The organism is Clostridium sp. CS1-1 (assembly GCF_056135525.1).
In genome coordinates, this window is the sequence record NZ_CM148680.1 from 4,646,504 (window position 1) to 4,662,180 (window position 15,677).

Below are 15,677 nucleotides of genomic sequence, written 5' to 3' on the forward strand. Positions count from 1 at the left end.
GGCTAAAAAAGGTGTAAAATTCAATTGAATTTTACACCTTTTTATTATTCAGACTTACCTATATCAGATAATACAAGCCCCTTATTGTGCTCTAATGCCCAACTTATTGCCCACTCACTTTGGAATATTAGGATATTTCTATCTTTTAAGTCTTTAACAAGTCTAGTATCACTTGTTAAAGTAAGCTTATCTGCCGGAATCTCGGAACTCTCTATCCATCTAATATACCTATAAGAAAGTCTTTCCATTTTTATATCTACATTATATTCACTTTTTAACCTATATTCTAATACTTCAAACTGGAGTACGCCTACAACTCCTACTATAATTTCTTCTATTCCTATATTTAACTGTTTAAATACTTGAATAGCTCCTTCTTGGGAGATTTGAGTTATTCCCTTAATAAATTGCTTTCTCTTCATTGTGTCTAAAGTTTTAACTCTTGCAAAATGTTCTGGAGCAAATATAGGTATTCCCTCAAACTTGAACTTGTTGGAACCTGAACAAAGAGTATCCCCTATATTAAAAATACCAGAATCAAACACACCAATTATATCTCCAGCATAAGCTTCATCGATAATTTCTCTATCTTGTGCTAAGAATTGCTGCGGTTGAGCAAGTTTAATTTTATTGCCGCCCTGAACATGATATACCTCCATTCCCTTTTTGAATTTTCCAGAGCAAATTCTCATGAATGCTATTCTATCCCTATGGGCTGGATTCATATTTGCCTGAATCTTAAATACAAAAGCTGAAAAATCGTCTTCAAAAACATCAATTTCACCTTTGTCTGATTCTCTTGGTAACGGTGGAGTTGTTAAACCTAAAAATTCTTTTAAGAACGGTTCTACTCCGAAGTTAGTTAAAGCACTTCCAAAAAATACTGGGGTAAGTGAACCAGTTCTTACTTTACCCAAGTCAAATTCGTCTCCAGCTATATCAAGTAACTCTATATCATCCTTCAACTTATTATGAAGTGGTTCTCCAAGTAAATTATTAAATACTTCATCATCTATATTTCCTTCTATTGATTCCACTTCTGTTTGACCGTGATTTCCACCATTAAAAACTTCAACTAGTTTTTGGTTTCTATCGTAAACACCTTTAAAGTCTGCTCCTGAACCTATCGGCCAGTTAACAGGATATGACTTTATTCCTAGAACACTTTCTATATCTTCTATTAACTCAAATGGGTCCTTAGCTTCTCTATCCATCTTATTTATAAATGTAAATATAGGTATTCCCTTTAAGCTACATACATGGAAGAGCTTTTTAGTTTGCTCCTCTACCCCTTTCGCACCATCTATTACCATGACAGCACTATCTGCTGCCATCAAAGTTCTATATGTATCCTCACTGAAATCTTGGTGTCCTGGCGTATCTAATATATTTATACAATATCCATCGTAATTAAACTGCATAACTGAAGATGTAACTGAAATACCTCTTTGTTTTTCAATTTCCATCCAATCTGATACCGCATGCTTTGATGCCTTTCTAGCCTTTACAGAACCTGCAAGTCTTATTGCTCCTCCGTATAACAGAAGCTTTTCAGTTAGTGTTGTCTTTCCGGCATCTGGGTGAGATATTATTGCAAAAGTTCTTCTTCTCTCAATCTCTTTTACTAATTCTGCCACAGCTCTCTCTCCTCTTCTTTTTCGCTATTATCAATTCCATGGAGACTCTTAACCAATTTTTCTAAAACAAATTAAATTATATCATTTCACATACTAATTTTCAACAAAAATGGCTTTTGAAATATTTCCAATAAATTTTGCCCAAGATGTTTTAATATACACCATTGAATACTAGTAAACGTTTAATTATCAACCTAGTTATCTCCCATTGCCTATTAAAAGAAACATCATCTGTTTCTTTTAATACATCTGAAAGATATAATTATTGTATTATATCTCATAGGGCAACTCTATTCTAGACTATAGAATTAAGTGTAAATATAACTCAAAACTTGAATTAAGATTCTTTATGTTTTATTTAAAGAGAATGGACTAATTCATTTATTCTTATTTTAATTTAGAGGTAAATGATTATAAAAATATCAACTTGGAGGTAATTTAATGTATAAATTAGTAGCACTTGATATGGATGGTACCTTATTGAACGAATCAAAGACTATTTCAAATGAAAACTTTCAAGCTATTCAAGCTGCAAGAAAAAATGGTGTAAAAGTAGTTTTAGCTACTGGACGACCAATAAAAGGAATAGAACGATATTTAAAAGAATTAAACTTAGTAACAGAAAATGATTTTGCAGTTGGATTTAATGGTGCGGTAGTTCAAAATACAAAAACCGGAAAAATCATTGCAGAAAACTTATTAGACATAAACGATTTACAATATCTATATGCTTTAAGTAAAAAGTTATCTGTAAATATTCATGCACTAACTCCAAATTCATGTATAACACCTAAAATTAATGAATACAGCCAACTCGAATCTGATATTAACAAAATTCCATTAGAGATAGTTAACTTTGATAATATAGACAACTCTACAACAATAGTTAAAATAATGTTTATAGATGAAGAATCGATTTTAGAAAAGGTAATAGAGAAACTTCCAAAAGAAATCTATAGTAAATACACTGTTGTAAGAAGCGCACCTTTCTTTCTTGAATTTATAAACAAAAAAGTTAATAAGGGTTTCGGAGTTGAACTTTTAGCTAAAAGCCTTGGAATAAAAAGAGAAGAAGTTATTTGCATGGGTGACGCTGGAAATGATCTTCATATGATAGAGTATGCTGGACTTGGTGTAGCTATGGGGAATGCCTTTCCAGAGGTTAAAAAGATTGCTAACTATGTGACTAAAACAAATGAGGAACATGGAGTTGCCCATGTAATAAATAAATTTATATTAATGAAAGATAAAATAGGCTAATCAGCATATTATAGACACTTCTAACTTGATAAGAGAATTTATTAAAAATCGTAGATAAAATACTTATTTTGCTATCTACGATTTTTAAATTTTATTTAATCAAAGGATCTTTTTATTTAGATACTGGAATTAGCCCTATCTTCTTCTGCATTTTTCTTAAAATCTTATTTGAAACATAATAAGCCTTTTCTGCACCATTCTTATATATGCTTTCTAAGTAATCCTTATTTTCTAAGAGTTCGCTTACCTTTTTCTGTATTGGTTCTAATTCTTTTACTATAGCCTCAGCTACATCAATCTTAAACTGAGCATATCCCTGACCCTCATATTTTTTCTCTATCTCTTCTGTAGTCATACCTGTGATTGCACTTAATATAGTCATTAAATTCTTAACCCCTGGCTGCTCATCACTATACTTAACAACCCCTATACTGTCGGTAACAGCCCTACTTATCTTCTTCTTTATAACTTCTGGTGGATCCATTATTAGTATATAGCTATTAGGGTTATCTGATGATTTTGACATTTTTTTAGTAGGCTCCTGCAAATCCATAATTTTTGCACCTGCTTCTGGGATATATGGTTCTGGGACATTAAATGTTGGGCTGTATAAGTTATTAAACCTTTCAGCTAGGTCTCTAGTCAATTCTAGATGCTGCTTTTGATCTTTTCCAACGGGTACTAAGTCCGTATTATATAATAGTATATCAACTGCCATTAAAACAGGATAATTTAAAAGACCTGCACTCACAGATTCTCCGTACCTACTAGACTTATCTTTGTATTGAGTCATTCTCCCAAGCTCACCCACATATGTGTGACAATTTAAAAGCCAAGCCGCTTCTGAGTGTGTAGATACATGAGATTGAATAAATAGTGTGTTTTTTTCTGGATCAATGCCTGCTGCAATGTATATTGCAAGCACTTCCAAAGTTCTACGTCTTAGCTCTTTCGGCTCCTGTCTTACAGTTATAGCATGTAAATCTACAACACAAAAGTAACAATCATATTCATCTTGCAACTTAACCCAATTTTTTAAAGCCCCTAAGTAATTCCCTATAGTTAAATTGCCTGATGGTTGTATGCCGCTAAATATTACCTTTTTCTTTTCTTCCATTGTTTCAACCTCCAACTTTCTAATTAAAAGTTTCTTATATTTTTTGATTCTATACACTAGATAGTATAGTTCAATCAATTAAATTAATATTAGATAAACAGAGTTCTTGGCATCAGATGGAGTTTTAACTCCACCTGATGCTTATAAACAGAGTTCTTAGTGGCTTTGACACTTAGAACTCGTTATCCTTTAGGGGAAATCGTTATCCAGGGACGTAGCCGCTCTTTACTCCCTCTTGTAGAAAAGTAGAGAACCAAAATCTCTAATTTTGTGTGAATCACTTTCACAGAGTGCGAGGAAGTATTAGAGCGGGTAGTCATCGGGTAAAAATATAAAAAGCCCTATGATTTACTATACGTAAATCATAGGGCGTACTACCGCTGTGCCACCTAAGTTTGAAAAGATAAACTAAATCTTTTCCTCTTTGAAGATTCTATAAAATCTTACCTCTGTAACGTAAGGCAAACGTCAAAAGACTACTTTTAATTCATCTTGAACCTCATGGACCCATTCAACTTAATCATAACTACTGTAATCCCACCATATACAGCTCTCTTAAAATCTGTTTTTAAGCTTACTTACTTCCACTCAACGATTATAAATTATTCTATTCTTTAGATTATATTATTACTTAAAAACATAATTGTCAATATTCTATTTTAAAGTATTTTTACTTTTTCCATAAACCATGTAAGTTGCAGTATTCTCTTGCAAATAAAACTTCTTCATCAACTTTAAATAAAGCTTCTGGCTTTTCACCAGCTTTTAAAAATCTTCTATATACTTTGTCTGAAGTATGAATTTCTATCCACTCTATGTGGTGCTCTTCAACCATAGGATGCTCAACTGCTCCAACTTTTACAAGCACTCCACCTTCTACCTTTTCAATTACTGGTACATGCTTTTCCACAGCTGCATCAACTGTGTTTTCTGTAAGGTTTTTCATCGGCTTCCCGCAACAATGTAAAGTTCCTCCTTTATGAAGTACCTCTACCATATTACCACAGATTTCACACTTATAAACTTGTTTAACCTCTGTCATCTTATTACTCCTCCTATCTTTAATATTTAGTACCTACTAATAATTATTCTATAAAAGTCATTTAATTCCTCTTTTTTGAATTACCTATTGTAAAATTTTACGAAATAAGTTTATAAATCAGTAAATACTAAATATTTTTATTGTCACAATTATAATTATATGCAAGTAATTAAAAAACAGAATGTTATCAAGTTTAAATTTTATCATTTATTAAATTACAGAGTTTATAAACAATTCGTTTATACAGAGGGCTATATTATTAGTAACGAAAGTAAATTTAAATACCTTTTCTTAAATCCTGATTGGACTCGTTAAAAGCATTTAACGTTCCAAATTACTGATAACACAGCCCTCGGCTTAACTAACGTTTTTCGTTTATAGCTCTCCTATGTTGAACTAGATTACAACTATAACCTCATGTTCACCATTTTCAAGGAATGGAACTATTCCACCTTCAACTATCTTTCCATCAAGCCATATTCCCTTTTCTAGATTTCTTGTAACCTTTATATTATATTTACACTGTTCTCTGTTATAATAAATCTTATACTCATCCCAGTCATCTGGTATACATGGATCTATTGTAAATCCTTTGCTTTCATGAAATTTAAATCCAAGTATACTTTCTATACCTGTTCTATACATCCATCCCGCTGCACCTGTATACCAGCTCCATCCACCTCTGCCTGTATGAGGTTCTACAGCATAGACATCTGCAGTCATAACATATGGCTCTACTTTATATATTTGACTATTTAAATGCGTCGTAGAGTGATTAATTGGATTTATCATATTAAATATTTTCCATGCTTTATTATTTTCCCTCATCTTTGCTAAGGCAAGTATTACCCATATAGCTCCATGAGTATACTGTCCGCCATTTTCCCTTACCCCAGGAACATAGCCCTTTATATATCCAGGTTCTAGGAATGACTTATCAAAAGCTGGTGTAAGTAAAAGGACTATCCCTTTATCTTCTTTTATAAGATTTCTTTGAAGAGCCTCCATCGCTTCTTTTGCTCTAGATTCTCTTGCAGCTCCAGAAATAACTGACCATGACTGGGACAAAGAATCTATCTGACACTCATCATTTTGTTTAGACCCAAGTGGTGTTCCGTCATCAAAGAATGCTCTTCTATACCATCCTCCATCCCAAGCATTCTTCTCTAAATTTTCTTTTATAAACTCTTTTGTTTCACTATACTTTTCCGCCTTTTCAATATCTTCTTTTGCCCTGCATATATCTATAAAGTTATCTAATATGTTATATAAGAACCAACCAAGCCATACACTCTCTCCTTTTCCCTTATTTCCAACTGTACTCATTCCGTCATTCCAGTCACCAGATCCCATAAGTGGAATGTTATGAGGCCCAAACCTTAACCCTCTTTCTATAGCCTTTATACAGTGTTCATAGATAGTTCCCTTTTTATTAGATACTCTAGATATATTATATCTCTCATCTTCTCCTTCTTTAAGTTCTTCATCTTCTAAGTATCCTGATTCTTCATCTAGAATAGTATAATCACCTGTATTTTTTATATAATCTATAATTACATAAGGCATCCATAATAAGTCATCTGAAAATCTTGTTCTTATTCCACTTTCTACTACAGGATGCCACCAGTGTTGTACATCCCCTTCTAGATATTGTTTAGATGCACTATAAATTATATAATCTCTTGTTATCTTAGGATTTAAATATGATATTGCCATTACATCTTGAAGCTGATCCCTAAATCCATACGCTCCACCGGATTGATAGAAAGCTGTCCTTGCCCAGAATCTGCAAGATACAATCTGATACATAAGCCAACCATTTATCATTAGATCCATTGATTTATCAGGTGTTTCTACCTGGATAGTACCAAGTAATTTATTCCAGTAAATTTTAACGTTAGCCAATTCCTTCTCTGAACTTCCTATTTCTCCATATTTATTCAAAACTCTATTTATATCTTCAAGGCCTTCTTCCTGCCCAATTAATATAACTAATTCCTTCTCTTCTTTTGGATTTAGAGTTACTTTTGTATTTTGTGCAAGACAAGGATCAAAACCAGCACCAACTACATTTGAAAGTTTACTTAGCCTTAGAGCTTCCGGTTCCTTCTCACTTTTACCTCGCCCTATAAAATCTTTTCTATTTCCTGTATATGACAGTTCTTCTCCACCGAATATTTTCATATAACATATTAGCTTTCCAAAATGTTCACTATAAGGGTTTTTAGCATATATATACTTATTTTCAGTATTAAACCCTGTGAATATATATTGTGCAGTTTGTTCATGAGTTACGCCAAGTACTATCTTTGCATAGTAACTTACAGATAATCTTCTTTCTTCATCTGTATTATTTTTGAGTTTTACCTTGCAAACCTTAACCCTTTCCTCCATATCCGCAAACATGGTCATTCCACCAAATATACCAAAGGCTTCATGTTTAAAAGTTGAATATCCAAATCCATGCTCTATCAAATATTCTCCATCATCTCTTATTGGCTTAGGTGATATACTCCATGTCCTTCCCGTTACTTCATCTCTTATATATACTTCTTCTGCTTCACTATCCATTACAGGGTCATTAGACCAAGTAGTTAGTTTATTTTCTCTACTATTTTTATTCCAGGTATATGAAACTCCACTTTCAGAAACATGAAAACCAAACTTTCCATTGGAAATTACATTAATCCAAGGCGCTGGAGTCTTTTCATGATTTTTTAATAATATAATATAGGAGTTACTCTCGTTACTAAATCCTCCTATACCATTAAAATAATGCAATTTAGGAATCTTAAATTTATAGGGACTATAAGTATACTCTTTGGATTGTACTGTCAAAGGTTCGCCTTCTACTGTAAATTTATTAGTATCTTTAATTTGTGATATTAATGATCCGTTATCCCCATCTATAACTAATCTTGCAATAGCTATAAGAAGATCTATATCCTCCTCTTTAATAGTAGCAGCATTATGTAGAAAAACTCCTCCTGCCTTATTCTGTTTATCTCTCGCATGACTAGAGCTTATTAAATCTCTTACTGAGTCATTGACAGACTGAATATATGAGTTGCCTTGTAGATTTAAAATAATCAAATCTACCTTTAGTCCCTTTAAACTCCAATACTCATGAGCATTTAAAAGTTGTCGTGCCAAATCAATATGCTTTTCATTTCTGATTATTAATAAAACTATAGGCAAGTCTCCGGATATTCCATAAGGCCATAATGCAGACTGTCCCTTGTTTATATTCATAATATAGTTAGATCTATTTTTAAATAAAGGATTTAAAAATAATATTTTTGATGACATAATCTGATATATATTTGCTTGTGATGACTTTATACCCAAATACTTCAACTCAACCTGCATTCCAGTCCAAGCAAGTTCAAATACTCTATTTATATTATTAATATCACTATATTTTTGTGCTAATTGAATTACCTCTTCTCTTCCATATGACACAGCTGTAGTAAATGCTACCTTGCAAGTTTCACCTTTATCTATTCTTACCCTAACTCTCATACTAATAATTGGATCAATTACTGCTCCAACAGTCATATGCAGTTGGGCATCATTATCCATTGCTTGTGGATCCGATAAATCTCTACCTCTACCTATAAAATTAACTCTACTTGTTTCATATTGAATAGCACCTATAGTTTTTCCTTCCACAGCTACTGTCTGCATTGTCCAAGGTATTTTTGAACCTTTAGCCCTAGGCCTTCTATTGGCTATTATACATCCAGGCATTTCTACAAATTCAGTTTTTATAAACAAATTACTAAAAGCCGGATGAACCAAATCTGCATTATAAGGCGCCAATGTTACCTCACAGTAGCTAGTTATCTCAATTTCCCTTGCACTTTCACTATTATTTGTTATTGAAATCCTTCTTACCTCAGCGTTATCTTCACTTGATACTGTAACCTCTGTATGAGTCCTTATGTTTCCGTCCTTTCTATCAAATTCTGCCTTATCTAGTGAGAATGTAACATTGTATTCCTCGCCTTCATACTTAGAAGGTTCATAAGTGGCACTCCAAAATTCATTTGAGTTCAAATTTTTTATGTAGAAAAATAATCCAGTATCATCTAGTGTTACGTCTTCTCTCCATCTATACACTGTCATATCATCCTTTTTTCCATATCCACTACCACTATTAGTTATCATCAATGAATAGCTTCCATTAGAAATTATATGTGTCTCTGGAATTTCTGTTCTAGCAGTATTATATCTTCTTACCATTAAATGTTGTTTTTCCATTAATACATCTGGATTACTATGTTCATGCTCCCTATCATATACTACTGTTTTAGGTATCCTTTCTTGAAGAAGCAGCTCAGTTGCTTTTACTTCTGGAATACTATGGAACCTTTCTTGAAGTATGTTACCCCTTAGAACATTATCTAATGCCATCAGACTCATACCTTCGTGATGAACCATAAAACATTTCACTAAAGATTTCTCTACTCCCTTTGGAAGTCTTTCCCTTGTATAATCTACAGACTCATAGAAACCGTATCTTCCTTCCATTCCAATATTGATAAGTCTTTCAATATTTTCTAGCGCTCCTTTTAAATCTACTTGAAGCGCCATAACTGTAGAGTATGGCGATATTACTAGTTCATTTGCAAGCCCCCTCTTGAGACCTATTCCTGGAACACCAAAGGCTTTATATTGATAGTTTTGATGAATGTCAAAATAGTGGAATGCTGATTCGGATATCCCCCAAGGCACACTTTTAGAAGCACCATATTTTTTTTGCCCCTCTACTATTGATCCGTAAGTTTCATCAAGTAAAGTCTCAGGGTAATTCTTCATAATTATGAGTGGCATTAAGTATTCAAACATGGTACCAGTCCAAGATACCAATCCTTTACTTCTGCCAATTTGGGTTAACGCTCTGCCTAACTTAAACCAATGGGCTTGATTTACTTCGCCTTTAGCTACAGCTATGAAACTTGCTTGCCTTGCCTCTGATGCAAGTAAATCATAGTAACTATTTCCCAAACTATCCTTCTCAACATCGTAGCCAATAGCAAAGAGCTGTCTTTTTTCACTATAAAGCATTTTAAAACTTGTATCACTATCTATAGCATTTAGCCTTTTCACTAAATCTTCAATTTTAGATAGGAGACTATTCAATTCACGTATACTATTTTTTATTAATTCTCTTAATTCAACCATCCACTCTTCATGTTCTTTAGGATAAGAATTAAGGTGATTAGTTTTGCTTTGCAAAATTTCTAACTCACTTGGTAAGTCTTTTAGCGGAACTTTTAACAATAGACTCTTGAGTTTTTCTATTATAACATCATCTTTACTTAATCTTTCGCTTAATAAATCAACCCAAGATACTAACAGCTTGATTTCCTTTAAATGCTTGCTAACAGTATGCTTTAATTTATTATTCCAATATAACTCCTTATCTTTATATCTATTATCTAGTTCAATGCACTTACTCCAAACGCTTTGCAGTATACTTTTCCAGGAGTCAATCCCAAAGTCTACACTTTTTATTTGCCCTAATATTTCTGTATAAAATTCATCTAGTCCTAGCAATTCTTTAATTTCTTCATCAGCAAGCTTCAATGTATCAACCAAGCCTAAAGCAAACTTTTCGTTAAGTATCGGCTCCTTAATGTACTCATTTAAAGATGTTCTAGTAATCCAAATGTATCCAATGAGGTTTCCACTATCTACTGTAGATATATACCTTGGATAAAGAGGATTTTTTGTTCTAGTATCATACCAATTATAAAAATGTCCCCTATATCTTTCGAGAGATGCCATATTGGAAATTGTACTGTCTAATCTTTCTGCAAGCTCTAGTATACCAATATACCCTAAATCAAAAGCTACCAAGTTAGATGTAAGGCCCATCCCCATATTTGTTGGTGATGTTCTACTTGCTATGCCATTTGCGGGATCTTGTTGAAAGTTATCAGGTGCAAGCCAGTTATCCGTCTTGCTTACAAAATCCTCAAAATATGCCCAGGTTTTTCTACTTAATCTTCTTAGAATCATTCTTTGTTCTTGTGATATTTCCTTTTTATTTTGTTTTATATCCTTACTTATACCATAAGCAAGTGAAGGACTTAAAAACCATATTATACAGGATGGAATCATAAGTAATCCTGTCTGGTACGAGTTTAAAAATGCCAAATATCCAATAAATATACTTATTACACTCCCAATCCACATTGATTGTATAAAATTCTTCAATTCTTTTCCCGAGTTTTCTTCCACATCTGCTGCTGTTTGCCATTGAAGCAGATTCTTTTTGCTAATTAGCACCCTATACAAAGTTCTGATGATAGCGTCTAACATTAAGTATGTCTGATATGGTAAAAAAGCAAATATTAAGAAAAACTGCTCAATGACATTCTTGCTGTTGCTTACTTTACCTGACAAACTTATTCCTTTTATAGGTGATACCACTGCTTCTGATACATCAAATAGTATAGGACATAAAAGGGAAATAAAAGCAATTAAAAGCCATCTATCTGGATTAGCAAAAATAGCTATCGAAAGTATAGTCAGAATTATAATTGACGGCGCTAAAAGGCTTCTTCTTAAATTGTCAAAAATTTTCCATTTAGATAGTGTATTTAATGATGTTCTTTTAAATAGCCAAGGTAGAAGTTGCCAGTCACCCCTTACCCATCTATGAAGCCTTTTAGCACTTGAATTATAATAAGCAGGATATCCATCTATTAATTCTACATCTGTGAGTAAAGCCGCTCTTATGTATGATCCCTCTAACAAGTCATGGCTTAACACTAAATTATCTGGAATTTCATCTCTCAATATACTGTTGAATATATCTAAATCGTATATGCCTTTACCTGTAAAAATACCTTCATCAAATAAATCTTCATATACATCTGATACCGCAGTAGTATATAGATCTATTCCAGTTTCTCCCGAGAAAATTCTCGAGAACAAAGTTCTATTTGCACTTAAAGTTGAGACATTTATTCTAGGCTGCATCAACCCATGACCTCTTACTACTCTCTTTTTTTCTACATCCATGTGCCCAGCATTTAATACATGTGACATTGCCCCTATTAATCTTTTAGCACTATCTCTTGGTAATTGAGTATCTGCATCAAGGGTTATTACATATTTAATATGCCGTAAATTACTTATATCTCCACTTACTACGTCATAACTTGTGTTTTTAGCACCTCTAATTAATGAATTGAACTCTACAATCTTACCCCGTTTTCTCTCCCAGCCAATCCACATTTGTTCTTTCTCATTAAACTGTCTATATCTACACAAAAAATAAAATATGTCATTGCCGTCTTTACTATACTTCTTATTTAATTCTTTAACTAGTTTCAAACCACATTCTATTATTAAATTATCTCCTTCTTCGCTTTGCTTGTTACTATCTTTAAAATCTCCTAAAATAGCAAAATAAATATTCTTCTCTCTATTAGCCAGATAATATACCTCAATATCGTTAACTAATGTCATTACTCTATCTTGATTATTTAATAAAGTTGGCACCACTACTACGGTACTAGACTCTACTGGAATTCCTTCTCTAAATTCTATCTTAGGAATAAACCTAGGGCTAATTAATCTATTTATTCCCCAATTAAACATAGATATAATAATTTCACTACATGGCACTAACACAGCTATGGATATTAGTACGTATTTCCAAGTTACTGGATTTATGTCATTAGCTAAACCTACGAATGTTATTAAAGCTGCTAAAGCAATTGTTCCCCATACTATAGTTCTAATATAAAATTTAACATTTGCTTTTATAAACAGACTCCTAATACTTTTGATTCCCTTTTCCTGAAACTCGATTTTTCTCTTTAAACACTCTACTCCTTCGTCTATTATGTAGTAACCTACATGTTTTTCATATTCCTTTGCATTCTCATCCTTTGACGCTTCCTCTGCACATTCTATTGCCTTCTTTGCAATAAAAGATTCTGGAGCATTAATGTATCTTGAAAGTCTTTCCAATCTCCCCCTATAATAATCTCTAGATTGAAAGTCCATTTCTTCATATATCTTCAAAGGATCTTGCCTTAATACACTCTCAACATAACTCAATTTCTCAAAACTTTCTCTCCAATTTAAAGCTGAAACTTCTCTTATGCCAGTTATAGAATTTCCAATGGCTACTTGATATGACGTTTGCTTTTGATGTTCTAAATTTATAATTCTTTCAGCATTTAGTTCTTTTTTATCTAACTCATGATCTATCCACTGATACATCTTGCCATTCTCTATTCCATTGTCTCTTAATGCTTTTAACATTCTTTCAACGAAATGGGTAGTAAATTCTATCCTTTCTTCTGAAAGTTTATCTATATATTCTTCAATCCTTCCATCCTCAAATGCATTTATAATTCTTTCTGTAATGACGTCAGCTCTTTTTCTCTCTTTTTGAGTTAATGCAATCTTTTGTGTTATCTTACTTATATTCTGAATTAAAGCTATCTTAAGCATTATAGGGAAAGCCCACAACTCACCACTTGTCAGTATAGTAGTTCTTTGATATGCATTTATAAATGCTTCTATAGTCTCTTCATTTACTCTCCCATCAGTATGAGATATCAGTTCTACAGCTATGTAGTAAATTCTAGGATATCCTTTCATTATGCCCTTACTTAAAACAGGGAGCTCTTTATAATATGCTTGTGGCATATTATTTTTTATATTTTTATATTCTCTTTGAATTAGATAGAGATTATCTAATAACCATTCAGCTGCTTGAATTACATCCCTATTATTTTTAAATTCCTTTTCTATCTGATCATGGCCTTGTAATATCTTTTTATAACTAGCATCTAAGCTTTCAATTAATTTCTTTCTACAGTTGGTTTTTCTTATAACTGATGAATAATTAGATATTTCATAAGCGTGTTTTAGTAGTTCCTCCTTACTTGCGTTTACACTTGGAATATCATCCATTATATTTTCTTCTTTTGTTTCTCCTTTATTAGAAACTACGTAAAAGCTTACCGTTACAATAGCTATAGCTAGAACTATAATGTAAAGCATAAAAATCCATCCTTTCATGAAAAAACAATTCGTGCTTAGATTATTATTCCCAAAAGTATCGAAAGTATGAATTTAAATTTAGTTAAGAAATTATCTGGAAATATACTTCTGATGAAAGGTCTAGTCCAAAATCTTCAAATAAAAAATAAACACTATTAAAACTTATTAAATTAATAAATTTTAATAGTGCTCTTTTTACATGTAATAAAGCTATAAGAGTCCATGTTGTATCTAGATTTTAAATCCTGCCTCTTTTCTTGTTAGTTATTATAAAGATAACTCGTTTTCAACAATCTCCTCGAAGGTTTGTCGCCTACAAATAAGTTTTTCTTCTCCATCTTTAACCATGACTACTGCTGGTCTTGGTATCTTATTATAATTGCTAGACATGGAATAACCATATGCTCCCGTAGTAAGAACTGCTAAAATATCCCCACTTTTAGCTTGTGAAATTTCTACATCATTCAGTAGTATATCCCCAGATTCACAACACTTACCAGATATGGTTACTACCTCCCTGGAGGTGCTTTCTACCTTACTTGCCAATATACATTCATATTCAGCATTGTATAGTGCAGGTCTAATATTGTCTGTCATCCCTCCGTCTACCGCTACATATTTTTTTATATCTGGTATTTCCTTAATTGACCCGATTGTATAAAGAGTTGTTCCAGCACTACCAATAATAGACCTACCAGGCTCTATAACAAGACAGGGAAGTTCTATCCCTAGATTTTTTGCTGTATTTTCCGCTGTTTCTAACATTACCTGACAAAAATCTTCTATCTTTCTTGGGGTATCTCCACTTTTGTAATATATACCAAACCCACCGCCAAGATCCAGCTCCTTAACCTCATAATTCGTTTCATCTTTAATATTCTTAACTATAGATAACATAATTTTTACCTCATCCTCGTAAGGTTTTGTATCGAAGATTTGTGATCCTATGTGGCAGTGTAATCCAATAAACTCAATATTTGAAAGTGCAATTGCTTTTCTTACTGCATCTATAGTTTTATTATTTAACATGGTAAAACCAAACTTTGAATCTATTTGCCCTGTCTTTATATATTCATGAGTATGAGCTTCTATTCCCGGAGTTATTCTTAAAAGAATTTTTTGAACCTTACTATTTTCTTTTGCTATTGAATTTATTTTTTCAATTTCATACAAGTTATCAACGACAAATATTCCAACGCCAAGTTTTATTCCCATTTTTATTTCTTCTACAGTTTTGTTGTTCCCATGAAAATACACATTCTCCATAGGAAAACCACTTTTCCAAGCAGTATAGAGTTCTCCTCCCGAAACAACATCAAGACATAAACCTTCACTATTTATTAGTTGACACATAGCTAGTGTTAAAAATGCTTTTCCAGCATAGGCTACTTTATTCTTAGTATTTTCGCCTTTAAAAGCTTTATAGTATCTCCTACACTGACTTCTTACTAAATCTTCGTCAATTACGTATAGAGGAGTTCCAAACTTTCTTGATAAATCCATTGTATTTACCCCACCAATATGCAGAGTATTATCTTTAATTTCCATAGTCCCAACTAGTTTCATACTGGTTTTCCTCCTAAAA

General features: G+C 32.6%; 6 protein-coding genes and 1 other annotated feature. Of the genes, 1 reads left to right on the forward strand and 5 read right to left on the reverse strand.

Annotation, left to right across the window (positions count from 1 at the left end; translation table 11 throughout):
- Nucleotides 1–44: 44 nt before the first annotated feature.
- The gene (locus AC0N0V_RS22015) at nucleotides 45–1,637 is read right to left on the reverse strand and encodes a peptide chain release factor 3 (RefSeq protein ID WP_474461037.1); all 1,593 of its coding nucleotides are present in this window, start codon (nucleotides 1,635–1,637) and stop codon (nucleotides 45–47) included.
- A 441-nt stretch (nucleotides 1,638–2,078) separates the two neighbouring features.
- Here AC0N0V_RS22015 and yidA point away from each other — a divergent pair, with 441 nt between their 5' ends.
- A complete protein-coding gene (yidA, locus tag AC0N0V_RS22020) occupies nucleotides 2,079–2,897 on the forward strand; it encodes a sugar-phosphatase (RefSeq protein WP_474461038.1) in 819 nt (272 codons plus the stop codon).
- Nucleotides 2,898–3,009: 112 nt separating this feature from the next.
- Here the strand turns inward: yidA and trpS are convergent, their stop codons facing one another.
- The 4 genes from trpS to lysA form a co-directional block, all read right to left on the reverse strand.
- Complete coding sequence (gene trpS, locus AC0N0V_RS22025) at nucleotides 3,010–4,014, reverse strand: tryptophan--tRNA ligase (protein ID WP_474461039.1); 1,005 nt, start codon at nucleotides 4,012–4,014, stop codon at nucleotides 3,010–3,012.
- A gap of 362 nt (nucleotides 4,015–4,376) precedes the next feature.
- Nucleotides 4,377–4,615: a binding site (T-box leader), on the reverse strand.
- 69 nt (nucleotides 4,616–4,684) lie between these two features.
- Nucleotides 4,685–5,056, reverse strand: a complete 372-nt coding sequence (locus AC0N0V_RS22030) for a desulfoferrodoxin (protein ID WP_474461040.1) — start codon at nucleotides 5,054–5,056, stop codon at nucleotides 4,685–4,687.
- A gap of 396 nt (nucleotides 5,057–5,452) precedes the next feature.
- A complete protein-coding gene (locus AC0N0V_RS22035) occupies nucleotides 5,453–14,092 on the reverse strand; it encodes a glycoside hydrolase family 94 protein (RefSeq protein ID WP_474461041.1) in 8,640 nt (2,879 codons plus the stop codon).
- A gap of 267 nt (nucleotides 14,093–14,359) precedes the next feature.
- Nucleotides 14,360–15,658 carry a diaminopimelate decarboxylase gene (gene lysA, locus AC0N0V_RS22040; RefSeq protein WP_474461042.1) on the reverse strand — a complete coding sequence of 433 codons (1,299 nt, stop codon included), beginning with the start codon at nucleotides 15,656–15,658 and terminating at the stop codon, nucleotides 14,360–14,362.
- Between the last annotated feature and the right edge of the window lie 19 nt (nucleotides 15,659–15,677).